Genomic DNA, 22,721 nt, shown 5'->3' with positions numbered 1-22,721 from the left:
CCCGACCCGAAGCGGAGATTTTGCCTCACATCAAGGTCTGTTACGCAATCGACACCCAGCCGCCCCCCGCAGGGGTGATCGCGGCCGGATGGCGAAAGGGACCATACGCGGTCCCGGGCCCTTCTCGTGCACGCCACCCCGTGTACTTCCCGTGACCGCATCCTGCGGAAACGCGGATCTTACGGGCTTTTCCCGGAATACGGCGATGACGCAGCGCACACGCCCGGGATGAGTGGAATGTGACGTATCACACAGTCTGCATGGGCAGGGCGACGCGAATCACCAGGCCCCCGCCTTCGCGCGGCTGTGCGGTCACCGTCCCGCCGTGCGCGCGAATGACGGATCTCACAATGGACAGCCCCAGTCCTACCCCCTTGTCACTGCCCGTACGCTCCGTACGAAGACGCCGGAACGGCTCGAAAAGGTTGTCCACCTCGTACGCCGGGACGACCGGTCCGGTGTTGGCGACCGTCAGCACGGCGACGCCGGGCTGCGCCTCCGTCGCCACCTCGACCCAGCCCCCCTCGGGGACGTTGTACCGCACGGCGTTCTGCACCAGGTTCAGCCCCACCCGCTCCAGCAGCACCCCGTTGCCCTGGACGTACGCGGGCTTGCGCACCCCGCGCAGCTCGACGCCCCTGCCCTGCGCCTCGCCGCGGGTCTGGTCCAGCGCCTGGGAGGCCACCTCGGCGAGGTCGACGGGCTTTCTGTCGACGATCTCGTTCTCGCTGCGGGCGAGCAGCAGCAGGCCCTCCACCAGCTGCTCGCTGCGCTCGTTGGTGGCCAGCAGGGTCTTGCCGAGCTGCTGCAGCTCCGGCGACGCCTGGGGATCGGAGAGCTGGACCTCCAGCAGAGTGCGGTTGATCGCCAGCGGCGTGCGCAGCTCGTGCGAGGCGTTGGCGACGAAGCGCTGCTGGGCGTTGAACGCCCGGTCGAGTCTGTCGAGCATGTCGTCGAAGGTGTCCGCCAGCTCCTTCAGCTCGTCGTCGGGGCCGTCCAGCTCGATCCGCTTGTGCAGGTCGGAACCGGCCACGCTGCGCGCGGTGCGGGTGATACGGCCGAGCGGCGAGAGCACCCGGCCGGCGACGACGTAGCCGAAGGCGAAGGCCAGGACCGTCATCCCCAGCAGCGCGAGCAGCGACTTGCGCAGCAGGGAGTCCAGGGCGAGCTGGCGGCGCCGCTCGATGCAGGCCTCCAGGATGCCGTTGAACTGGTCGTACGTCTTGGCGTCCGAGACCTCGGGACAGGGCCCGCTGGCCACCTGCACGGTGCCGCTGCTCTCCAGCAGCTTGAAGGGGGTGGCGAAGCTGTCCAGGGCGGTGGCGGCCAGCAGATAGATGATGGCCAGCAGCACCATGCCGGCCATCAGGAACATGCCGCCGTAGATCAGCGTGAGGCGTATCCGGATGGTCGGGCGCAGCCAGTACGGCGCCGCGCCCTCCCGGGGGTCCCAGGTGGGCTTGGGCGGGGTGCCGGCGGGCAGCTCGTCCGACGCGGAGCGTCTGTTGTCGTCCATAGGGCCATCCGTCGGGTGCGTGGGGGTGCGTCGGGGCGTCAGATGCGGTAGCCGGAGCCGGGCACCGTGATGATCACGGGGGGCTCGCCGAGCTTGCGGCGCAGCGTCATGACGGTGACGCGTACGACGTTGGTGAACGGGTCCGTGTTCTCGTCCCACGCCTTCTCCAGCAACTGCTCCGCGGAGACCACGCCGCCCTCGGCCCGCATCAGGACCTCGAGCACCGCGAACTCCTTCGGCGCGAGCTGCACGAGCCGCCCGTCCCGGTAGACCTCCCGGCGGCCCGGGTCGAGCTTGATCCCGGACCGCTCCAGCACCGGGGGCAGCGCCTGGGTGCTGCGGCGGCCGAGGGCGCGCACGCGCGCCGTGAGTTCGCTGAAGGCGAACGGCTTGGGCAGGTAGTCGTCCGCGCCCAGCTCCAGACCCTCGACGCGGTCGCGGACGTCGCCCGCCGCGGTCAGCATCAGCACGCGGGTGGGCAGGCCCAGCTCGACGACCTTGCTGCACACGTCGTCGCCGTGGACCAGCGGCAGGTCGCGGTCGAGCACGACCACGTCGTAGTCGTTCAGCTCGATGCGGTCGATGGCCGCCGCGCCGTCGTAGACGACGTCCACGGCCATCGCCTCCCGGCGCAGGCCGGTGGCCACCGCGTCGGCGAGCAGTTGCTCGTCCTCGACGACGAGTACGCGCACGGCGGGGTCCTCTCTACGTGGTGCGTGGGGGCACGGAACGGGGCTGAAGAACAGCTCCATCCTGCCTGCAATGTGCGTAAACCGGTGGTAAGCAGCCGGGCACCCAAAGATTCTGCGGATCCGATGTTTCCACCCCGGGTACTGCGGGGAGGACGATTCCACACCCGCCGATCACGTTTCCCAGCCTCCATTCCCGGCATGGCACACAGGCTGTAGCCGGAAGGACGGTCTCCGTGATCTGAACCGTCGGCACACCCCCAAGTGCCTCGACCCGACGACGAGGGGGCGCACACAATGGACGCTTTCACCGCTGGCATTCTGCAGCGCATCAAGAAGGCCGAGAACGAGCTGGACCGCGCCCGCGAGGAAGGCGACGAGTTCGGTGTCGAGGTCGAGCAGGAGGAGCTGGACGATCTGCGCCGGCTCGCCGCCGACCACGGCGTCGAGGTCGGCGCCGGCTCCGGAGTCTGACCCGCCCGACGCCCACACCGCCCCGGCACCCCGACGGTGCCGGGGCGCCGCATTGTCCGCAGGTGTCCGGGAGGCGTCGGCGGGGTGGCGTGAGGGTTTCGGGGTACGGGCCGGAAGGTGGCGCCGCTCCGGCGGGGGCGTACGCGCGGGAACGGCCGGGGGCACGGGCCGCGGGACCGGGGTGAGGGCCCGTACGACCGCCTGAGGCGGCGGTACGGCGCGGGCCGGGAGGATCAGTCGTGCCAGGCGCCCAGCTCGTCCAGCAGCCGCTGGAGCGGCTCGAAGAGCCCCGGCACCGCGGCGACGGTCAGGTCCCCGTCGGGCCGCCCGCCGGGCCGGGAGCCGGTCAGCGCGCCGCCCTCGCGGGCGATGAGGTCGCCGGCGGCCAGGTCCCACGGGTTCAGGCCGCGCTCGTAGTAGCCGTCGAGCCGGCCGCAGGCCACGTCGCACAGGTCGATCGCCGCCGAGCCGCCGCGGCGGATGTCGCGCACCCGGGGGATGAGCAGGCGGGCCACCTCGGCCTGGTGCGCGCGCACGTCGAGGACGTAGTTGAAGCCGGTGGAGACCAGCGCCTGGTCCATCGGCGGGGCGGGCCGGCAGTGCGCCGGTGCGCCGTTGACGAAGGCGCCGCCGCCGCGTACGGCGTGGTACGTCTCGCCGCGCATCGGCGCCGCCACGACGCCGACGACGGCCTCGCCCACGTACTCGGCGGCGATGCTGACCGACCAGTCGGGACGGCCGTAGAGGTAGTTCACGGTGCCGTCGATCGGGTCGACGACCCAGCGCACCCCGCTGCTCCCGGGCCGGCTCGCGCCCTCCTCGCCCAGGATCCCGTCGGCGGGCCGGTGCTCGGTCAGGAAGCCGGTGATCAGCTTCTCGGCGGCGAAGTCCATCTCGGTGACGACGTCGATGGCGCTGGACTTCGTCGCGGCCACGCCGAGGTCGGCGGGCCGGCGGTCGCGCAGCAGCTCGCCCGCGCGGCGCGCGGCCTCCAGCGCCAGGGCCAGCAGCTCGTCGTGGGGCGCGGCGGCGGGCTCGGGGCGGGGCTCGTCGGTCACGGTGCTCCTCGGGTGCGGGGGTGGGTGCCGCGGGCGGCTGCCGGGCGGCCGTCCGCCGGCTGTTCCGGCGGCGCCTGCGGTGGCGTCAGTCGGCGCCCGCGGTCGCGGGCCGGGGGTTGCGGGCCGGGCAGCAGCCCGCCGGGCAGACGTCGTGGCTCGGCCCCAGCCGGCCCAGCGCGAGCCGCTCGACGGGCTCCCCGCGCTCGGTCGCGGCCCGCTCCAGGACCAGCTTCCGCAGCGTCTCGACGAACTTCTGCCGCGCCCCGACGGTCGCGGACCGCACGGCGGGCAGGCCCAGCTCGGCCGCCTTCGCCGCCGCCTCGGTGTCGAGGTCGTACAGGACCTCCATGTGGTCCGAGACGAAGCCGATAGGCACCATCACGACCGCGGGCGCCCCGGCGGCGTGCAGCTCCTCCAGGTGGTCGCGGATGTCCGGTTCCAGCCACGGGATGTGCGGGGCGCCGCTGCGCGACTGGTAGACGAGCCGCCAGGGCCGCTGCACCTCGGTGAGCACGGCCACGGTGTCCGCGACCAGCTTGGCGACGTCCATGTGCTGCGCCACGTACGCGCCGCCGTCGCCGTGGTCCTCCGGGGGGCCCGAGGTGTCGGCGGCGGCGGTGGGGATGGAGTGGGTGGTGAACGCGAGGTGGGCGCCGTCGCGTACGTCCTCGGGCAGCCGCGCCAGCGCGTCCTGCACGCCGACGACCATGTCGCGGACGAAGCCGGGGGCGTTGAAGTAGTGCCGCAGCTTGTCGACGCGCGGCGGCTCCAGGCCCTCGGCGGTCAGCGCGGCCAGCGACTCGGCCAGGTTCTCGCGGTACTGCCGGCAGCCCGAGTACGAGGCGTACGCGCTGGTGACCAGCGCCAGCACCCGCCGGTGCCCGGCCTCGGTCATCTCCCGCAGGGTGTCGGTGAGGTACGGGGCCCAGTTGCGGTTGCCCCAGTAGACCGGGAGGTCGAGGCCCACCTCCGCGAAGTCCTTGCGCAGGGCCGCGAGCAGCGCGCGGTTCTGCGCGTTGATGGGGCTCACGCCGTCGAAGAGGTGGTAGTGCTTGCCCACCTCCTCCAGCCGCTCGCGCGGGATGCCTCGTCCCCGGGTGACGTTCTCCAGGAACGGAACGACATCTTCCGGGCCCTCGGGGCCGCCGAAGGACAGCAGCAGAAGGGCGTCGTACGGCTGGGAGGACGGCACGTCTGGCATGTCTTCGATCCTGCCATGAGCCCGCCCCTGGCCCGAGCCGGGCACCGGCGTCAGGACGGTCCGTACGCGTGAGTATCATCCCTGTCCAACCGGGGGCCGAGAGCCGGGACGAGGGGCCGTACGACGGGCCCGTTCAGCGGATGGACGGCGGATGCATCAGGTGAGGAGCACGAGTGCCGCGGGCGCCTGGCGCAACTGGGCGGGCACCGTCGCCGCCCGTCCTGCGCGCACCGTCAGCCCTGCCACCACCGCCGAGGTCGCCGACGCCGTACGGGCCGCCGCCGACGAAGGGCTGAAGGTCAAGGCCGTCGGTACGGGCCACTCCTTCACCGCCGCCGCGGCCACCGGCGGGCTCATGATCCGCCCGGAGCGGCTGGTCGGCATCCACGAGATCGACCGCGAGGCCGGCACCGTCACCGTCGCCGCGGGCACCCCGCTGCACCAGCTCAACCACGCCCTCGCCGCGGCCGGCCTCTCGCTGACCAACATGGGCGACATCATGGCGCAGACCGTGTCCGGCGCCACCGCCACCGGCACCCACGGCACCGGCCGCTCCTCCGCCTCGCTGGCCGCCCAGATCACCGCGCTGGAGCTGGTGACGGCCGACGGCCGGGCGCGTACGTACACGGCGGCCGACACCGGCGAGGACGCGGCGGTCTTCGCCGCCGCCCGGCTCGGCATCGGCGCGCTGGGCGTCGTCACCTCGCTGACCTTCGCGGTGGAACCGGTCTTCCTGCTCACCGCGCGGGAGGAGCCGATGGCGCTCCCGGACGTCCTCGCGTCCTTCGATGAACTGACCGAGGAGAACGAGCACTTCGAGTTCTACTGGTTCCCGCACACCGGCCGGTGCAACACCAAGCGCAACAACCGCAGCGAGGGCCCCGCCGAGCCGCTCGGCCGGATCGGCGGATGGATCGACGACGAACTGCTCTCCAACGGCGTCTTCCGGGCGGCCTGCGCGGTGGGGCGGGCGGTGCCCGCGGCGATCCCGGGCATCGCGGCGGTCTCCAGCCGCGCGCTGTCGGCGCGGACGTACACGGACATCCCGTACAAGGTCTTCACCAGCCCGCGGCGGGTGCGGTTCGTGGAGATGGAGTACGCGCTGCCGCGGGCGGCGGCCGTGGCCGCGATCCGGGAGCTGAAGGCGATGGTCGACCGGTCGGGGCTGCGGATCAGCTTCCCGGTGGAGGTACGGGTCGCGCCCGCGGACGACATCCCGCTGTCGACGGCGTCGGGGCGGGACACGGCGTACGTCGCGGTGCACCTGTACCGGGGGACGCCGCACCAGGCGTACTTCACGGCGGTGGAGCGGATCATGACGGCGCACGGCGGCCGGCCGCACTGGGGGAAGCTGCACAGCCGGGACGCGGAGTATCTGGCGGGGGTGTACCCGCGGTTCGGGGAGTTCACCGGGGTACGGGACCGGCTGGATCCCGGACGGGTGTTCGGGAACGACTACTTGCGGCGGGTATTGGGGGACTGAGCGCCCCGCGGGGGCGCCCCCGCGGCTACTGCGGCGCCCCCGGTGCCGTGGTGCCGTCCGGCTGCGGGGACGCCGGCGCCTCGCCCGTGCCGGGCTCCTCGGGTTCCTCGGGTTCCTCGCCGGTGCCCGGCGGCGTCGGGGTGGGCGTAGGGGCCGGGCTCGTGCCGCCGTCCTTGGTGCCGGGTGCGGGGCCGTCGCCGCCGCCGGGCCGCGGGGTGGACGTGCCGCCGGGGTCGGGGTGTTCGCCGGTGCCCTCGTCCGGGGAGCCGGTGCCGCCGACCCGGGGTTCGCCGGAGCCGGTGCCGGAGGTGCCGCCGGTGCCGCCGGTCTCCTCGGTGCCGGGTTCATGGGTGTCGTCGGTGGTGTGGCCGCCCCCGCCGGGCGCCGGCGGGGAGTCGGACTTTCGTTCGCCGGGGCTGAAAGACGTGCCGGTGCGGTCGTCGCCCCAGGCGTTGGAGAGCGGTCCGCCGGTGAGCTTCTCGATGCCGAAGACCACGGCCATCACGGCGGTGAAGGTCCCGGCGGCGACCAGCGCGAGGCGCCGCCAGCCGCGGGCGCGGGTGCCGTGGGTGCTGGCGCTGCCGAAGCCCCCGGTGGGGGCGGGTGCGGCGAGCACGGTGGTGGCGTCGCCGGGCTCCGGGCGGGCGACGGGCAGGAGTTGGGTCGCGTCGTCCGCCGCGGGGCGCACGGTGGGCAGCAGTTGGGTCGCGTCGTCCGCCGCGCCGGGCGCGCCCGGGAGGAGCCGCGTCTCGTCCCCGGCCGGCGGCGCCACGGTCCTGAGCAGGTGCGTCTCGTCGTCCGCCCGGTTGCGTACGGGCGTCCGCAGCGGCGTCGTCTGCTTGTGCAGCGCCTTCGGCGCCGCGACCGCCGCGTCCTTCAACTGCTGGCCCGTACGCCGGAAGACGTGCTGGAAGAGCGCGCCGCCCGCGGTGGCGCCCACGCTGACGACGCCGGCGCCGATGATCGTGCCGTACACACCCATGCTGGAGGCGAGGAACGCGGCCACCATCGTGGCCGACGCACCGCCCGCGACCTGGGCGCCGCTGAGTTCGATCTTCCCCTTGCGCTTCTCCTCGCCACCGTCGTCCGCCGTCCGGTCCGCCGTGCCCCGCATCTCCATCCCAAGATCGCTCCGATGGCCTCCTGCCCTCATGGACGAGCGCGCGGACGGACCCGTTAGTTCCGATTCCTGGGATTCTGTGATGCAACGCACCTCTTGATCGAACCGGGGCGCAACAGGCAGACTCAACTGCCGTGCAACGTTCCGCGTTCGGTGGCGCGCCGGTCCACCCGCATGGCTCGAATGGAGTACTGTGGGCGAGCCAGTGCCCCGGTGCCCGTCCGACGGCGGCGATCACGGCCGCTGCGTTGCAAATGCGTAACCGTGTCATAACGGCGCATCGGGTTCCAAGACCCGACACGCCGGGCAACTCAGCAATGTTGTGGCAGGCTGCACCCGGGCAGGCCACACTCGACTAGCGGGAAGAGCAGCGACGCACCGAACGTCGGCAGGCACCACCGGGAGGTTCCCATGCCCGAACTGCGTGTCGTGGCGGTCAGTAACGACGGCACACGGCTGGTGCTGAAGGCTGCGGACAGTACGGAGTACACCCTTCCGATTGACGAGCGTCTGCGCGCCGCGGTGCGCAACGACCGTGCGCGGCTCGGCCAGATCGAGATCGAGGTCGAGAATCATCTGCGCCCCCGCGACATCCAGGCGCGGATACGAGCCGGAGCGTCCGCGGAGGAGGTCGCCGCGCTCGCCGGGATCCCCGTCGACCGCGTCCGCCGCTTCGAGGGCCCCGTGCTCGCGGAGCGTGCGTTCATGGCCGAGCGCGCCCGCAAGACGCCCCTGCGGCGGCCCGGCGAGAGCGCCGGTCCCGCACTGGGCGAGGCGGTCGCCGAGCGGCTGATGATGCGCGGCGCGGAGAAGGATTCCGCGCGGTGGGACTCCTGGCGCCGGGACGACGGCACGTGGGAGGTGCTGCTCGTCTACCGCGTCGCGGGTGAGCCGCACAGCGCCGGCTGGACGTACGACCCGCCGCGGCGGCTCGTGCAGCCCGTCGACGACGAGGCGCGCGCGCTGATCGGCGAGACCGACGCCTCGCCCGAGCCGAGCCTGCCCTTCGTGCCCAAGATCGCGCGGCTGCCCCGGAGTCCGGAGCGGCCTTCCGACGGGCGCGGGGACCGGGACGGCGCCGGTGAGGACCGCGACTCCCTGACCAGCCTGCTGGAGGCGGTGCCGAGCTTCCGGGGTGACCTGGTGGTGCCGGACCAGTCCGCGCCCGCCGCCGCGTCCGACGGGCCCGCCGCCACGGCGGGTTCTGCGGGTTCCGCGACCAAGCCGGGGCCGGTCCACGGTCCGGTGCCGGGGCCGCCGCCCGAGGAGGAGCCCGAGCCGCCCGCGGTGGAGGAGGAGCCTCCGGCGCCCGCGGCGAGCGCGGGTTCCGCGTACGCGGACGTGCTGATGCCGCGGAGCGTCTCGGCGCACCGGGAGCGGCTGACCGGGCAGACGGACCGGCAGGCGGAGGCCGACGGCGTGCGGCCCGGCAGGCGTGCCGCGGTGCCGAGCTGGGACGAGATCGTGTTCGGAAGCAGGCGCAAGAAGCCGGAGTAGCCGTACGGCCGGGCGCGGTTCGCGGGGACTCGTCCCTACGGACCGCGCCGCCGCCCTCCGCCGCGCCACCCCGGTGGACGCCGCCCGCCCCGGCGTTGCTCCGGTACGCGGGCGGCGCCACCCGCGCCGTCAGCCCGGCTCCGCGCCCGTCGCCACCGGCCGCGCCGGGTCCGCCACCCACTCCGACCACGAACCCGGGTACAGCGCCGCGGGAATGCCCGCGATCGCCAGGGCCAGCACCTCCTGGGCGGCGGACACCCCCGAGCCGCAGTACACCCCGACCTCCGTGCCCGGCGCAGCCCCGAGCGCCCGGAAGCGCGCCGCCAGCTCCGGCGCGGGCAGGAAGGTCCGGTCCGCGCCCAGGTTCTCCGTCGTCGGCGCCGAGACCGCGCCGGGGATGTGGCCCGCGACCGGGTCGATGGGCTCCGTCTCGCCGCGGTACCGCTCCCCCGCGCGGGCGTCGAACAGCACGCCGCGGCGGGCGAGTACGCCGGCCTCCGCCGCGGTGAGCACCGGCAGCGCACCCGGCTCCGGCGTGAAGTCCCCCTCGCCTGCCGCGGGCGCCTCCCGGGAGAGTTCGCCGGGCCAGGCGGCGAGGCCGCCGTCGAGGACGCGGACGTCGGGGTGGCCGGTGTAGCGCAGCAGCCACCAGCAGCGCGCGGCGGACCAGCCCTGCCCGCCGTCGTATACGATCACGGGCCGCTCGCGGGAGACGCCCGCGCGGCGCATGGCCGCGCCGAAGACGGCGAAGTCGGGGAGCGGATGGCGGCCCGCGGGTCCTGGCGGGGCGGCCAGCTCGGCGTCCAGGTCGACGTAGACGGCGCCCGGGATGTGGCCCGCCTCGTACTCGGGGCGGCCGGGCGGGCCGCCGAGGGTGTAGCGCACGTCGAGCACGACAGGCGGCCGCGGGCCCGCCAGGTCGCTCGCGAGATCGGTTCCGGAGATGATGGCATCCATGGAGGCCATCCTGGCGCAGTGCCGCGCCGCGCCTCCCGCCCCCGTCCCCCACCCTGCCCGAAAGCGAACATCTCCCGGCGAGACGGACAATTCTTCAGATCGATCGGCGCAGAGGGGGCGCACTGCGGCACGGGGGATGGAAATATTCGCAGTGGCGTCACCGGAACGTCACCCACCGCCACCTTCCGATGGTCAGAGAGGGCTGCCATGTCCGAAGGAGCGATCCTCAGCGCGCCGGGCACACCGTGCTGGGTGAGCCTGATGGTGCACGGGCTGGACACGACCGAGGAGTTCTACCGGGGCCTGTTCGGCTGGACCTTCGAGGAGGGCCCGCGCACGCTCGGCGCGTACCGGCTGGCACGCCTCGACGGCGGCCAGATCGCCGGGATCGGCGCGATGGCCCCGGAGCGCAGGCTGCCGGTGGCCTGGACCCCGTACCTGGCGACCGACGACGCCGACGCCGCCACCGAGCTGGTGCGCTGCTGCGGCGGGACGGTGGGGGTGGGGCCGCTGGACGCCGACGCGGCCGGCCGGAAGGCGCTCTGCTCGGATCCGGCGGGGGCGGTGTTCGGGGTGTGGCAGCCGCGGCGGCCTCCGGAGGTGGAGCGGCGGGCGCGTCCCGGCACCCCGGTCTGGAACGACCTGCTGGTGCCGGAGCCGACGATGGTCGCGAAGTTCTACGAGCTGGTCTTCGGCTACGACGTACGTTCGGAGGACGACACCGCGACGCTCTACGTCCAGGACCGGCCCGTGGCGTCGGTCTGCGCCGCCGACGAGGAGACACTGCGCGAGACGGGGCCGCGCTGGACGACGCACTTCGAAGTCGCCGACGTGGACGCCTCCGTGGCGCGCGCGGTGGAGCTGGGCGGGCGGCTGGTGCGCGAGCCGCACGAGACCCCGGCGGGGCGGATGGCGGAGGTCGCGGACGTCGCGGGCGCGCGGTTCACGCTGGTGCACACGCCGCACTAGCCGTACGGTGCCGCCGGTCCGCCCCGTTCTTGCGGGGTTTGCGGGTCAGGAGCGTACGGTCAGCAGCGGGACCAACTGCTCCGCCGGGGTCAGCGAGCCGTGCATGCCGGCGAGCGCGGATTCCTTCGGCTCGGTGCGGGTGGCGACGATCGCGATGTCGTCGGCCGCGGCGACGATGACGTCCCCGAGCCGGTCCCGCACCCGCTCGTCGACCTTCGGCCCGAACCACCCCAGCGCGACGGCCTCGTCGCGGCTCACCACCCAGGCGCGCTCGCCCAGCACCTCGCGCCAGACGGTGAGCACGTCGGCGGCGGCGCCCGGGGCGGCGTACAGGTGCCGCGCGCGGCCCTCGCCGCCGAGGAGGCGCACGCCGGCGCGCAGCTCCCAGTCCTCGTCGACGTCGTAGCGGGCGTCGGCGGTGAAGGGGATGTCGACCATCCCGTGGTCGGCGGTGACGTAGAGCGCGGCGCGCGGCGGCAGTTGCTCGGCGAGGCGGCGGGCGAGGCGGTCGGCGTAGCCGAGCTGGCCGCGCCAGGCGTCGGAGTCGACGCCGTGCCGGTGGCCGTTGCCGTCGACCTCGCTGTAGTAGGTGTAGACGAGCGTACGGTCCGCGGCGGCGAGCTGCTCCGCGGTGACGTCCATCCGCTCCTCCCCCGACAGCCGGCCGTGGAAGGTGCCGCCGCTGAGCGCGATCGTCGTCAGCGGGGTGGTCTCGAACGCGGGCGAGGAGACCTGCGCGGTGTGCACGCCGGCGTCGTGGGCCAGTTGGAAGACCGTGGGGTACGGCTGCCACGCGCGCGGCGCCGTCCAGGGCTGCCAGCGCAACTGGTTCATCAGCTCGCCGGTCTCCGGGTCGCGCACCGTGTAGCCCGGCAGGCCGTGGGCGCCGGGCGGCAGGCCGGTGCCCACCGAGGCGAGCGAGGTGGCGGTGGTGGCGGGGAAGCCGGCGGTCAGCGGCTCACCGGTGGCGAGACCGTGCAGGAACGGGGCGTCCTCGGGGTGGGCGAGCAACTGCTCCCAGCCCAGGCCGTCGATGAGGAACACGCAGACGCGGTCGGCCGGTTCGACCCCGGCGAGGACCGGGCCGAAGCCGGGGACCCCGAGGCCGGCGGCGGCGCTGGGCAGCAGGTCGGCCAGGGAGCGGGTGCCGTAGCGGGGAGCGGGCGCGGCGGCGGGGTCGAGCGGCGCGGGCCAGTCCCCGGCGCCCGGTGGCGCGCCGTCCCGCGTTCCGCTTCCCGGTGTCCCCCCCGTGGCGGCCATCAGGCTTCGGGGCCGGCGGCGGTGGCCTCGGAGAGCGCTTGGGCGAAGGTCAGGGCCTGCCGTACGGTCTCGGGGCCGTCGCCGGCCTCGCTGACGCGCAGGCTCAGGTCGTCGGCGGTGGCGGAGCCGGTGTAGCCGTGGTCGGCGTCGCAGTTGGGGTCGCCGCAGGTGGCGGGCTCCATGTCGAGCCGGCTGACGGCGCCCCAGCCGACGGTCAGGACGACCTCGCGGGGCAGGGTGCCGGGGGTGTACGCCTCGGGGTTGCCGACGACGCGGCTGAGGACGACGGAGGAGATCCGGGCGAGCTTGACGGACTCGGTGGAGGTGGTGGCGTACGGCGTCGGGGAGGTGGTGTCCGCGGCCTGCTCGTCGGTGTGGCTGACGATGAAGCGGCTGTCGGTGAGCACGAGCACGGTGACGTGCCGCCTGACCTCGTTGGCGTCGAACGTCGTCTCCTGGTGGACCAGGTACGCGGACACGGGCTCCCCGCCGACGGCGGCCTCCACCGCCTCCGCCACGAGGGCGGGGTAGTAGCCGCTGCGCTCGATCGCCGCGCGCAGCCCCTTGGTCGCGGTCCCGGTCTTAGCCATGCGCCCATCCTACGGCCCGGAGGGGCCGCCCCGGTCCGCTGTCGCGAGGCTCGGGGGGCGGACGGGGCACGCGGGTTGGCACGCGCACCGGCCGCCGCGCGGGCGCGGGCCGGCATCCGGGCCGGTCGGGGCCGCCGGCCGCCGCCCGGGGCGGCTCGGTGCCGCGGGGCGGCGGGCCCCGAGGGTCAGTAGCGGGGCATGCGGCGGGCGCCGAGGTCGATGCGGGGCGGCGGCGGGGCCAGCCGCAGGGCGGCGGAGAGCACGCTGACGCCCTGCGGGGCCACCACGACCGGGGACAGCTCGGCGGAGACCACCTCGGGGTGCTCGTCGACGAAGATCGACAGCCGCAGCAGCAGCTCCTCCAGGGCCGCGGTGTCCACCGGCTGGGCGCCGCGCCAGCCGAAGAGCAGCGGGGCGCCGCGGATGGCGCGGATCAGCTCGGCGGCGTCGCGGTCGGTGGCGGGCACGAGCCGGTGCGCGAGGTCGCCGAGCAGCTCGGAGGGGGCGCCGGCCAGGCCGAAGGAGAGCACCGCGCCGACACCGGGGTCGACGGTGGCCCGTACCACGGTGTCGACGCCGCGCGGGGCCATGGCCTGCACCGCGGGCTGCACCTCGGCGGCGCCGAGTGTGCCGGTCAGCTCGGCGTGGGCGAGGCGCAACTGGTCCTCGCCGGCGAGGTCGAGGCGTACGCCGCCGAGGTCGGGGCGGTGCCGCAGGTGGACTGCGGTGGTCTTGAGCGCCACGGGGTAGCCGAGCCGGGCGGCGGCGGCCGCGGCGGCGTCCGGGTCGGGGGCGGGGAGCGCGGGCAGCACGTTGATCCCGTAGCGGCGGAGCATGCGCGCGGCGGCCTGCTCGGGGACGTCGACGGGCACGCCCTCCGCCTCTGCCGCGGGGGCGCTCGCGGCGGTACGGTCCCGGGGCGCGGATCCGTCCGCGCGGCCCGTACCGGCGGCAGGCTCCCGCCGCGCGCCGCCCGGCGCCCAGTCGGGCGGGACCCCGTCGTCGGCGCCCGCCGCCGGGCTCCGCTCCCCCAGCAGCCCGGCGATGTCCGCGGCCGCCCCGGCCGGGTCCAGGTCGTCGTACTCCGGCACCCGTCCCGGGTCCGCCGCCCGCCGGCGCCACTGGGCGTACCTGACCGCCTGCGCCAGCGCCCGCGCGGCCCGCTCCCCGGCCGGGTAGGTCGGGATGCCGTCCGGCGGGGCCGCCAGGGCGCCGGGCAGGCCCTCGATCTCCAGGTGGACGACGGCCACCGGCTTCGTCGCGCCGGCCGCCGCCGCGCGCAGCGCATCCGCGAGCGCCCCCGCGTCCTGCGGTCCCGGCACCGCGGCGAGCGCGGGCACGTCGGGGTCGGCGACCCACGGGATGGCCGTCACCAGCACCGCGTCGCAGCCGTCCTCGGCCAGCGCGGCGGCGACCGCGGCCCGGAAGTCCTCGGGCGCCGCGGCGGCGGTCAGGTCGCGCGGGGGCAGCGGGCGCAGCCCGGCGGCGCGGCAGGCGTCGTACGCGAGGAGCCCGAGGGAGTCGGAGTTGCCGACGATCGCGACCCGCGGCCCGGCCGGCAGCGGCTGGGCGGCGAGCAGCAGCCCGGTGTCGACGAGTTCGGTGACGGTGTCGACGGCGACGACGCCGGCCTGGCGCAGCAGCGCGCCGACGGTCTCGGCGGGCACCGACGTGCCGGGCACGGCGTGTCCCGGCGGCGTACTGGCGCTGTGCCGGGCGCCCTTGACGACCACGACCGGCTTGACGGCGGCGGTGCGGCGGGCGAGGCGGGTGAACTTGCGCGGGTTGCCGAGGGATTCGAGGTACATGAGGACGACGTCGGTGGCGGCGTCGTCGTGCCAGTACTGCAGCAGGTCGTTGCCGGAGACGTCGGCGCGGTTGCCCGCGGAGACGAACGTGGACACCCCGGTGAGCACCGCGCCCGGCCGCCGGTGCAGCCCGGACAGCAGCGCGATGCCGATGGCGCCGGACTGGGTGAAGACCCCGACGCGGCCGCTGCCCGCGGGCTCGGGGGCCAGGGTGGCGTTCAGGCGTACGGGCGGGGCGGTGTTGAGGACGCCGAAGGCGTTCGGGCCGATGACCCGCATGCCGTGGCCGCGGGCCTGCCGGACCAGGTCACGCTGCCGCGCGCGCCCGGCTGCGCCGGCCTCGGCGTAGCCGGAGGAGAGCACGACGAGTCCCTGGACGCCCTGTTCGCCGCAGTCGTCGACGACGCCGGGGACGCGGGCGGCGGGCACGGCGACGACGGCGAGGTCGACGGGCTCGTCGATGTCCCGTACGGAGCGGCGGGCGGGGACGTCCTCGGGCAGGAGCCGGTCCTGGCCTTCCGGGTAGGCGTGGTTGACGGCGTAGAGGCGGCCGGTGAAGCCGGCGGAGAGGAGGTTGGCGAGGACCGTGCGGCCGACGCCGCCGGGGCGGCGGCCGACGCCGATCACGGCGACGGAGCGCGGGGCGAGCAGCCGCTGGACGGAGCGGGCCTCGGCGCGCTGCTCGCGGGCGTGCATGACGGCGAGCGAGCGCTCGGTGGGCTCCAGCTCGAACTCCAGCCGCACGACGCCGTCCTCGAAACTGCGCTTCTGGGTGTAGCCGGCGTCCGTGAACACCTTCATCATGCGGCTGTTGGCGGGGAGCACGTCGGCGACGAAGCGGCGTACGCCGCGCTCCCGGGCGCAGGCGGCGATGTGCTCCAGCAGGGCGGAGGCGACGCCGCGCCCCTGCTGGTCGTCCTGGACGAGGAACGCGACTTCGGCCTGCGTGGCACCGTCGGCGGCCGGCTCGATGCGGTCGTAGCGCACGGTGGCGATGAAGGCGTCGCCGACGACGGCCGCCAAGCCCACCCGGTCGACGTAGTCGTGATGGGTGAAGCGGTGGACGTCCCGGGCGGACAGCCGGGGGTGCGGGGCGAAGAAGCGCAGGTACTTGGACTCGTCGGAGACCCGGTCGAAGAACGCGACGAGCCGGTCGGCGTCGTCCGGGACGATCGGCCTGACCTGCGCGGTGCCGCCGTCGCGCAGCACGACGTCGGCTTCCCAGTGGGTGGGGTACTCGGGTGCCGACGGGGTGGCCATGGGGCCCAGGTTACGGTCCGCGCACGCTGGCGGGAGCGGGCGCGGCAGGGCAGTCTGAGGTGACCGCGGGGCGTGCCGGGCACCGCGGGCGGCCGGGGCGGGCGGCGCAGGGCCGCGCTCCGGGACGTAAGCACAGGCCGGCCGCGGTCCGGCCGCGGTCAGGCCGGCTCGGCGCGCGTGCAAGGATGGTCTAGACAACTAGAACGATGGAAGGGCAACACCATGGTTGAGCGCCGCGTCACCGTCGGCTGGGCCGAGGGGCTGCACGCCCGTCCCGCGTCGATCTTCGTGCGGGCGGCCACCGCCGCCGGCATCCCGGTGACGATCGCGAAGGCCCCCGACGGGAACGCCGTCAACGCCGCCTCCATGCTGGCCGTGCTGGGTCTGGGCGCGAAGGGCGGCGACGAGATCGTCCTCGCCTCCGACGACGACGCCTCGGACCTCGCGCTCGACCGGCTGGCGAAGCTGGTCCAGGAGGGCCTGGACGAGCTGCCGGAAACCGTCTGACGCCCGTACACGCGAATCCGCGCACCGTGCGGCAGGGAATTGGCCGGTTACCGCCGCTCGAATTCCGGCGGTCCCGCGCATTTCCCCGCCCCGCCGATTTCCGCGCGGCACGTCATTGTTACGGCTGATCGCTTCCCGTGTTTACGGCATGTTTCCGAGAACTCACCCGCACGGTTCTCCGCAATTCGTACGCGCCCGCCGAACGCTCCACGTGCACCGTGGCGAGGCTCCGCGCCCGCTCGGCGTCCCCGCGCGCCACGGCGTCGGCGATCGCGCCGTGCTCGTCCCACGCCTCCACCGTCCGGACCGCGGGCGAGGCCCCGTACAGCCAGGCCACCTTCCGGCGCACCTGCACCAGCAGCGCGGTGAGGTTCCGGCTGCCGGTGGCCTGCGCCAGCGTCTCGTGGAACCACGTGCTCAGTGACGGCAACTCCGCGACGTGCCCGCGCTGCGCCCGCTCCCTGCCCAGCCGCACCAGCCCGTGCAGCACCTTGAGATGGGCCTCCGTACGCCGCTGCGCCGCGCGGGCGGCGCCCAGCGGCTCCAGCAGCGCGCGTATCTCCAGCACGTCCGCGGCGTCCTGCGCGGTGGGCTCGGCGACGCAGGCGCCGGCGTGCCGCTTCGTGGTGACGAAGCCCTCCGACTCCAGCGTCCGCAGCGCCTCGCGGACCGGCACCCGCGAGACGCCGTACCGGCGCGCGAGGTGCTCCTCGGCGAGCCGGGCGCCCTGGGCGAAGAATCCCGAGACGATGTCGTCGCGTATCGCCGAGCACACCGCCTGGGAAATACCGCCGTTCACCGCGCACACCGCATCATCCACGCCCCTTAGCGCCGCCGGATGAACAGTATGGCAGCGGTATGCGAATTGCGGCAGGAACGCGAAAGAGCCCGGCGTCTCCGCCGGGCTCTTTCCGGTCTGCTACGGGCCCTTCACCGCGGGCCGCGGTAAAAGCCGGCAATCAGCCGGACACGACCCTGACCTCACCGATGCCCAGCCCCCGCACCGGCTCGGCGATCTTCTCCGCGTCGCCGACGAGCACGGTGACGAGGCGGTCCGTGGGGAACGCGCTCAGCACCGCCGCCGTGGCCTCCACCGTGCCGGTGTCCGCGAGCCGGGCGTACTGCCGGGCCTGGTAGTCGTCCGGAAGCTGCTGCTCGACCTGGTCGGCCAGCGTGCCGGCGACCGCGGCCGACGTCTCGTACCGCAGCGGGGCCACGCCGACCAGGAAGTCCGCGGCCGCGTCCCGCTCGGCGTCGGTCAGCCCGTCGGCCAGCGAGCTCAGCACCTGCCAGGTGTCCGCCAGCGCGGGGCCGGTCACGTCGGTCTCCACGGAGCCGCCGATGGCCAGCAGCGCGGCGCCGGTGCCGTCGGCCGGCGAGCGCAGCGACTGGGCGGAGGCGCGGACGCCGTAGGTGTAGCCCTTCTCCTCGCGCAGCACGACGTCCAGGCGGGAGGTGAGGGTGCCGCCGAGGCAGTACGTGCCGAGGAGCTGGGCGGGCCAGACGGCGTCGTGCCGGTCGGCGCCGACCCGGCCGACGAGCATCTGCGTCTGCACCGCGCCCGGCCGGTCGACGATGACGACCCGGCCGGTGTCGTCCGCGGCCACCGGCGGCAGCGGGCGGGCCTCGGCGGGGGTGCCGGTCCAGGCGCCGAGGGTGCCGGCCAGCGCGTCGTCCACGTCGGCGCCGGTCAGGTCGCCGACGACCACGACGGTGGCGGTGGCGGGCCGGACGTGGGCGTCGTAGAAGGCCCGTACGGACGCGGCGTCGATGCGCGCGACGGACTCCTCCGTCCCCCAGCGGGGGCGGGAGAGCCGGTCGCCGGCGTCGAACAGCTCCGCGTACAGCGCCATCGCGGCGCGCCGGCCGGGGTTGGCCAGCTCGTGCGGGATCTCGTCCAGCCGGTTGGCGACCAGCCGCTCGATCTCGTCGTCCGGGAAGGCGGGCGCGCGCAGCGCGTCGGCGAGCAGCCCGAGGCCGCGGCGCAGCCGGGAGACGGGGACCTCAAGCGAGACGCGGACGCCCGGGTGGTCGGCGTGCGCGTCGATGGTGGCGCCGGAGCGCTCCAGCTCGGCGGCGAACTCCTCGGCGGTGTGGGTGTCCGTGCCCTCGGAGAACGCCCGCGCCATGATCATGGCGACGCCGTCGAGACCGGCGGGCTCGGCGTCCAGCGGCGCGGCCAGGCACACCTCGACGGCGACCACCTGCTGGCCGGGGCGGTGGCAGGTGAGCACCGTGAGCCCGTTGGCGAGGACGGTGCGGTCCGGGGCCGGGAAGGCCCAGGGCCGCGCCTCGCCGCCCTGCGGGCGGGGGTGGAAGGTCATCGTGCTGGTCGTCTCGGCGGTCACGCCTGAACCTCGTCTTCCTCGGCGCCCGCGGCACCGTCGTTCTCGTCGGCGGCGGGGGCGGTGGGCTCGTACACGAGGGCCGCGCGGTTCTCCGGGATGAGCCGCGCCTTGGCGACGGCCTGCACCTCCTCGGCGGTCACGCCGAGGATCCGCTCGACCGCGCCGAGCGCGAGCTTCGGGTCGCCGAAGAGCACGGCGTAGCGGCAGAACTCGTCCGCCCGGCCGCCGACGGTCGCGAGCCGGTCCAGCCACTCGCGCTCCAACTGCGCCTGTGCCCGCTCCATCTCCTCGGGCGTCGGCCCCTGTTCCGCGAAGCGCGCCAGCTCCTCGTCGACGGCGGTCTCGATGGCGGGCACCTCGACGCCGCCGGACGCCTTGACGTCCAGCCAGCCGAGCGACGGCGCGCCGGCGAGCCGCAGCATCCCGAACCCGGCCGCGACGGCGAGCCGGTCGCGGCGCACCAGGCGGTTGTAGAGCCGGGAGGACTCGCCGCCGCCGAGCACGGTCAGCGCCAGGTCCGCGGCGTCGGCCTCGCGGGTGCCGTCCTCGGGCAGCCGGTACGAGGCCATCAGCGCCCGCGACGGCACCTCTTCCGCGAGCGGCACGCGCTGCGCGCCGCCGAGGGTGTCGGGCAGCGAGCCGTCGCGCGGGGGCTGCTTGCCGTCGTGCGCGGGGATGGAGCCGAAGTACTGCTCCACCCAGGCCAGCGTCTGCGCCGGGTCGATGTCGCCGACGACGGAGAGCACGGCGTTGCCCGGCGCGTAGTACGTGCGGAAGAACTCCTGGCAGTCCGCGAGCGAGGTCGCGTCCAGGTCGGCCATCGAGCCGATCGGGGTGTGGTGGTACGGGTGCCCTTCGGGGTACGTCATCGCGGCGAGCTTCTCGAACGCCGTGCCGTACGGCACGTTGTCGTACCGCTGGCGGCGCTCGTTCTTCACCACGTCGCGCTGGTTGTCCAGGCTCTCCTGGGTGAGCGCGGCGAGCAGCGAGCCCATCCGGTCGGCCTCCAGCCACAGCGCCAGTTCGAGCTGGTGGGCCGGCATGGTCTCGAAGTAGTTGGTGCGCTCGAAGCTGGTGGTGCCGTTGAGCGAGCCGCCGGCGGACTGCACCAGTTCGAAGTGCCCGTTGCCGGAGACCTGCGCCGAGCCCTGGAACATCAGGTGCTCGAAGAGGTGGGCGAGGCCGGTGCGGCCGGCCACCTCGTGGCGCGAGCCCACGTCGTACCAGATGCACACCGAGGCGACGGGCGTGAGATGGTCCTCGGAGAGGATGACCCGCAGCCCGTTGTCCAAGCGGTGTTCTTCCAGTGTCAGTCCGCCTGAGTTGGCCTGCGGGGTGGCCGTCTGACCCATGGGCATGGAGTCCCTTCGATCGCTGCTGTACGCGGGACACCGGACGTCCGGTGTCGCGCCCCCACTGTATGCCGGGGGCTGTGCGCCGGGTCGTGGTCGGCGATGTCGGCGCGTGGGTCCACAATGGGGGCGCACGCCGACCGCCCGTGAACGAGCCGATGAGGAGCAGCAGCCGAGATGGCCCGCCGCAGAAGCAGTGCCCCGCCGCCAGAGGAGTTCGAAGAGCGGATCCTCGACGTCGACGTCGTGGACGAGATGCAGGGCTCCTTCCTCGAGTACGCGTACTCGGTCATCTACTCCCGCGCGCTCCCCGACGCCCGCGACGGCCTGAAGCCCGTACACCGCCGCATCCTGCACCAGATGAACGAGATGGGCCTGCGCCCCGAGCGGTCGTATGTGAAGTGTGCGCGCGTCGTCGGCGAGGTGATGGGCCGGCTGCACCCGCACGGCGACTCCGCCATCTACGACGCGCTGGTGCGCATGGCGCAGCCGTTCTCGATGCGGCTGCCGCTGGTTGACGGCCACGGCAACTTCGGCTCCCTCGGCAACGACGACCCGCCCGCGGCCATGCGCTACACCGAGTGCCGCCCCGCGCCCGCCGCGACGCTCATGGTCGAGTCGATCGACGAGGACACCGTCGACTTCGCCCCCAACTACGACGGCAGCGAGCAGGAACCCGTCGCCCTGCCGTCCGCGTTCCCGAACCTGCTGGTGAACGGCGCCTCGGGGATCGCGGTCGGGATGGCGACCAACATGCCGCCGCACAACCTGGGCGAGGTCATCGCCGCCGCGCGGCACCTGATCCGGCACCCGGGCGCCGACCTGGAGACCCTGATGCGGTACGTGCCGGGGCCCGACCTGCCCACCGGCGGCCGGGTCGTCGGCCTCGACGGCATCCGGGACGCGTACGAGACGGGCCGCGGCAGCTTCAAGATCCGCGCCACCGCGACGGTGGCGCAGGTCTCCGCCCGCCGCAAGGGCATCGTCGTCACCGAGCTGCCCTTCACCGTCGGCCCGGAGAAGATCCGCGCCAAGGTCAAGGACCTCATCGGGGCGAAGCGGCTGCAGGGCATCGCCGACCTGAAGGACCTCACCGACCGCGAGCACGGGCTGCGGCTGGTCTTCGAGATCAAGAACGGCTTCCACCCCGAGGCCGTGCTGGAGCAGTTGTACAAGCTGACGCCGATGGAGGAGACCTTCGGCATCAACAACGTGGCGCTCGTCGACGGCCAGCCGCTCACGCTGGGCCTGAAGGAGCTGCTGGAGGTCTTCCTCGACCACCGCTTCACGGTGGTGCGGCGGCGCAGCGAGTTCCGGCGTACCAAACGCCGTGACCGGCTGCACCTGGTGGAGGGCCTGCTCGTCGCGCTGCTCGACATCGACGAGGTCATCCGCATCATCCGGGCCAGCGAGAACGCCGCGCAGGCCAAGGAGCGGCTGATCGGCCACTTCTCGCTCTCCGAGATCCAGACGCAGTACATCCTGGACACCCCGCTGCGCCGGCTGACGAAGTTCGACCGGCTGGAGCTGGAGGCCGAGCGGGACCGGCTGACGGCGGAGATCGAGGAGCTGACGCGGATCCTGGAGTCGGACGCGGAGCTGCGCAAGCTGGTGTCCGGTGAGCTGTCCTCGGTGGCGAAGAAGTACGGCAGCGAGCGCCGCACGGTGCTGCTGGAGGCCGGCGGGGAGCCGGCCGCGGCGGTGCCGCTGGAGATGTCCGACGACCCGTGCCGGGTGCTGATGTCGTCCACGGGGCTGCTGGCCCGTACCGCCAACGGCGACCCCTTCGGCGAGCCGGCGCCGGCGAAGCGCGTCAAGCACGACGTGATCGTCTCCGCCGTGCCGACGACGTCGCGGGCGCACATCGGGGCGGTGACCTCGGAGGGGCGGCTGCTGCGGGTGTCGGTGATCGACCTGCCGGTGCTGCCGGAGACCGCGGCCCGGCCCAGCCTGGCCGGCGGGGCGGCGGTCTCGGAGTTCCTCACGCTGGCGGACGGCGAGAAGGTCGTCTGCCTCACCACGCTCGACGAGTCCTCGCCCGGCCTGGCGCTGGGCACGGAGCAGGGCGTGGTGAAGCGGGTGGTGCCGGACTACCCGGCGAACAAGGAGGAGTTGGAGGTCGTCACGCTCAAGGACGGCGACCGGATCGTCGGCGCGGCGGAGCTGCGCACGGGCGAGGAGGACCTCGTGTTCGTCACCAGCGACGCCCAGTTGCTGCGCTACCCCGCGGGACAGGTGCGGCCGCAGGGCCGGCCGGCGGGCGGCATGGCGGGGGTGAAGCTGGCCGACGGCGCGAAGGTCGTCGCGTTCCACGTGGTCGACCCGGCGGCGGACGCGGCGGTGCTGACGGTCGCGGGCTCCACGGGGGCGCTGGACGGTGCGTGGGTGCAGACGGCGAAGCTGACGCCGTTCGACCAGTTCCCGCGGAAGGGGCGGGCGACGGGCGGCGTGCGCTGCCAGCGGTTCCTGAAGGGCGAGGACTGCCTGACGTTCGCCTGGGCGGGACCGGTGCCGGCCCGCGCGGCGGGGCGTACGGGCGGCCCGGTGGAGCTGCCGGAGCCCGACCCGCGCCGCGACGGCTCGGGGACGCCGCTGGCGAAGCAGGTGACGGCGGTGGCGGGCCCGGTGTAGC

The 22,721-nt window shown here is 74.4% G+C and carries 18 protein-coding genes; 6 read left to right on the top strand and 12 right to left on the bottom strand.

Annotated elements, in window-relative coordinates; translation table 11 throughout:
* Positions 1–247 precede the first annotated feature (247 nt).
* Positions 248–1,516 (bottom strand): sensor histidine kinase, encoded by a 1,269-nt coding sequence (locus OG946_RS29205; protein WP_326798949.1) that lies wholly within the window; start codon positions 1,514–1,516, stop codon positions 248–250.
* 38 nt (positions 1,517–1,554) lie between these two features.
* On the bottom strand, positions 1,555–2,208 hold the full coding sequence (locus OG946_RS29200; RefSeq protein WP_101421051.1) for a response regulator transcription factor: 654 nt from the start codon (positions 2,206–2,208) through the stop codon (positions 1,555–1,557).
* Positions 2,209–2,502: 294 nt separating this feature from the next.
* Here OG946_RS29200 and OG946_RS29195 point away from each other — a divergent pair, with 294 nt between their 5' ends.
* Entirely contained in the window at positions 2,503–2,679 is a 177-nt protein-coding gene (locus OG946_RS29195; protein WP_164492590.1) for a hypothetical protein, read from the top strand.
* 233 nt (positions 2,680–2,912) lie between these two features.
* On the opposite strand, the gene OG946_RS29190 is transcribed toward OG946_RS29195, so the two are convergent.
* Together OG946_RS29190 and OG946_RS29185 are read right to left on the bottom strand one after the other, a co-directional pair.
* Positions 2,913–3,737, bottom strand: a complete 825-nt coding sequence (locus tag OG946_RS29190; RefSeq protein ID WP_326798948.1) for an inositol monophosphatase family protein — start codon at positions 3,735–3,737, stop codon at positions 2,913–2,915.
* Positions 3,738–3,822: 85 nt separating this feature from the next.
* Positions 3,823–4,938: a ferrochelatase gene (locus tag OG946_RS29185; RefSeq protein ID WP_326798947.1), complete on the bottom strand. Its 1,116-nt coding sequence runs from the start codon at positions 4,936–4,938 to the stop codon at positions 3,823–3,825.
* Positions 4,939–5,089: 151 nt separating this feature from the next.
* Between OG946_RS29185 and OG946_RS29180 the strand changes: the two genes are divergently transcribed.
* The gene (locus tag OG946_RS29180) at positions 5,090–6,421 is read left to right on the top strand and encodes a D-arabinono-1,4-lactone oxidase (RefSeq protein WP_326798946.1); all 1,332 of its coding nucleotides are present in this window, start codon (positions 5,090–5,092) and stop codon (positions 6,419–6,421) included.
* 25 nt (positions 6,422–6,446) lie between these two features.
* Here OG946_RS29180 and OG946_RS29175 read toward each other — a convergent pair whose 3' ends face one another.
* Positions 6,447–7,541: a hypothetical protein gene (locus tag OG946_RS29175; RefSeq protein WP_326798945.1), complete on the bottom strand. Its 1,095-nt coding sequence runs from the start codon at positions 7,539–7,541 to the stop codon at positions 6,447–6,449.
* Between the two features lie 411 nt (positions 7,542–7,952).
* Here OG946_RS29175 and sepH point away from each other — a divergent pair, with 411 nt between their 5' ends.
* Positions 7,953–9,038 carry a septation protein SepH gene (sepH, locus tag OG946_RS29170; protein ID WP_326798944.1) on the top strand — a complete coding sequence of 362 codons (1,086 nt, stop codon included), beginning with the start codon at positions 7,953–7,955 and terminating at the stop codon, positions 9,036–9,038.
* A 129-nt stretch (positions 9,039–9,167) separates the two neighbouring features.
* Here the strand turns inward: sepH and OG946_RS29165 are convergent, their stop codons facing one another.
* On the bottom strand, positions 9,168–9,995 hold the full coding sequence (locus tag OG946_RS29165; protein WP_326798943.1) for a sulfurtransferase: 828 nt from the start codon (positions 9,993–9,995) through the stop codon (positions 9,168–9,170).
* Between the two features lie 252 nt (positions 9,996–10,247).
* Here OG946_RS29165 and OG946_RS29160 point away from each other — a divergent pair, with 252 nt between their 5' ends.
* Positions 10,248–10,964 (top strand): VOC family protein, encoded by a 717-nt coding sequence (locus OG946_RS29160; RefSeq protein ID WP_442814652.1) that lies wholly within the window; start codon positions 10,248–10,250, stop codon positions 10,962–10,964.
* A gap of 45 nt (positions 10,965–11,009) precedes the next feature.
* On the opposite strand, the gene OG946_RS29155 is transcribed toward OG946_RS29160, so the two are convergent.
* From OG946_RS29155 to OG946_RS29145, 3 genes are all read right to left on the bottom strand, one after another.
* Positions 11,010–12,224, bottom strand: a complete 1,215-nt coding sequence (locus OG946_RS29155) for an alkaline phosphatase family protein (protein WP_326798941.1) — start codon at positions 12,222–12,224, stop codon at positions 11,010–11,012.
* Positions 12,224–12,814 (bottom strand): DUF5998 family protein, encoded by a 591-nt coding sequence (locus tag OG946_RS29150; RefSeq protein ID WP_047018498.1) that lies wholly within the window; start codon positions 12,812–12,814, stop codon positions 12,224–12,226. Before OG946_RS29150 ends, OG946_RS29155 begins: the two co-directional genes overlap by 1 nt.
* Positions 12,815–12,999: 185 nt before the next feature.
* Entirely contained in the window at positions 13,000–15,882 is a 2,883-nt protein-coding gene (locus OG946_RS29145; RefSeq protein ID WP_326798940.1) for a GNAT family N-acetyltransferase, read from the bottom strand.
* Positions 15,883–16,104: 222 nt separating this feature from the next.
* Here OG946_RS29145 and OG946_RS29140 point away from each other — a divergent pair, with 222 nt between their 5' ends.
* A complete protein-coding gene (locus OG946_RS29140) occupies positions 16,105–16,389 on the top strand; it encodes an HPr family phosphocarrier protein (protein WP_326798939.1) in 285 nt (94 codons plus the stop codon).
* Positions 16,390–16,507: 118 nt separating this feature from the next.
* Here the strand turns inward: OG946_RS29140 and OG946_RS29135 are convergent, their stop codons facing one another.
* The 3 genes from OG946_RS29135 to OG946_RS29125 form a co-directional block, all read right to left on the bottom strand.
* Complete coding sequence (locus OG946_RS29135; protein WP_326800397.1) at positions 16,508–17,197, bottom strand: GntR family transcriptional regulator; 690 nt, start codon at positions 17,195–17,197, stop codon at positions 16,508–16,510.
* A gap of 151 nt (positions 17,198–17,348) precedes the next feature.
* Positions 17,349–18,713: a M16 family metallopeptidase gene (locus OG946_RS29130; RefSeq protein ID WP_442814650.1), complete on the bottom strand. Its 1,365-nt coding sequence runs from the start codon at positions 18,711–18,713 to the stop codon at positions 17,349–17,351.
* Between the two features lie 20 nt (positions 18,714–18,733).
* The gene (locus tag OG946_RS29125; protein WP_326798936.1) at positions 18,734–20,089 is read right to left on the bottom strand and encodes a M16 family metallopeptidase; all 1,356 of its coding nucleotides are present in this window, start codon (positions 20,087–20,089) and stop codon (positions 18,734–18,736) included.
* 177 nt (positions 20,090–20,266) lie between these two features.
* On the opposite strand from OG946_RS29125, the gene OG946_RS29120 reads away from it, so the two are divergent.
* Positions 20,267–22,720: a DNA gyrase/topoisomerase IV subunit A gene (locus OG946_RS29120; protein WP_326798935.1), complete on the top strand. Its 2,454-nt coding sequence runs from the start codon at positions 20,267–20,269 to the stop codon at positions 22,718–22,720.
* Position 22,721 lies beyond the last annotated feature (1 nt).

This window comes from Streptomyces sp. NBC_01808, assembly GCF_035917395.1.
Taxonomy (GTDB): domain Bacteria; phylum Actinomycetota; class Actinomycetes; order Streptomycetales; family Streptomycetaceae; genus Streptomyces.
This window is presented reverse-complemented; position numbering and strand designations above follow the sequence as displayed.

Excerpts from the sequence above, each read along its gene's own strand:
- OG946_RS29205 (WP_326798949.1), bottom strand. The coding sequence starts at position 1,516 with ATGGACGACAACAGACGCTCCGCGTCGGACGAGCTGCCCGCCGGCACC.
- OG946_RS29195 (WP_164492590.1), top strand. The coding sequence starts at position 2,503 with ATGGACGCTTTCACCGCTGGCATTCTGCAGCGCATCAAGAAGGCCGAG.
- OG946_RS29185 (WP_326798947.1), bottom strand. The coding sequence starts at position 4,938 with ATGCCAGACGTGCCGTCCTCCCAGCCGTACGACGCCCTTCTGCTGCTG.
- OG946_RS29180 (WP_326798946.1), top strand. The coding sequence starts at position 5,090 with ATGCATCAGGTGAGGAGCACGAGTGCCGCGGGCGCCTGGCGCAACTGG.
- OG946_RS29175 (WP_326798945.1), bottom strand. The coding sequence starts at position 7,541 with ATGGAGATGCGGGGCACGGCGGACCGGACGGCGGACGACGGTGGCGAG.
- sepH (WP_326798944.1), top strand. The coding sequence starts at position 7,953 with ATGCCCGAACTGCGTGTCGTGGCGGTCAGTAACGACGGCACACGGCTG.
- OG946_RS29165 (WP_326798943.1), bottom strand. The coding sequence starts at position 9,995 with ATGGATGCCATCATCTCCGGAACCGATCTCGCGAGCGACCTGGCGGGC.
- OG946_RS29155 (WP_326798941.1), bottom strand. The coding sequence starts at position 12,224 with ATGGCCGCCACGGGGGGGACACCGGGAAGCGGAACGCGGGACGGCGCG.
- OG946_RS29150 (WP_047018498.1), bottom strand. The coding sequence starts at position 12,814 with ATGGCTAAGACCGGGACCGCGACCAAGGGGCTGCGCGCGGCGATCGAG.
- OG946_RS29145 (WP_326798940.1), bottom strand. The coding sequence starts at position 15,882 with ATGGCCACCCCGTCGGCACCCGAGTACCCCACCCACTGGGAAGCCGAC.
- OG946_RS29140 (WP_326798939.1), top strand. The coding sequence starts at position 16,105 with ATGGTTGAGCGCCGCGTCACCGTCGGCTGGGCCGAGGGGCTGCACGCC.
- OG946_RS29130 (WP_442814650.1), bottom strand. The coding sequence starts at position 18,713 with ATGACCTTCCACCCCCGCCCGCAGGGCGGCGAGGCGCGGCCCTGGGCC.
- OG946_RS29125 (WP_326798936.1), bottom strand. The coding sequence starts at position 20,089 with ATGGGTCAGACGGCCACCCCGCAGGCCAACTCAGGCGGACTGACACTG.
- OG946_RS29120 (WP_326798935.1), top strand. The coding sequence starts at position 20,267 with ATGGCCCGCCGCAGAAGCAGTGCCCCGCCGCCAGAGGAGTTCGAAGAG.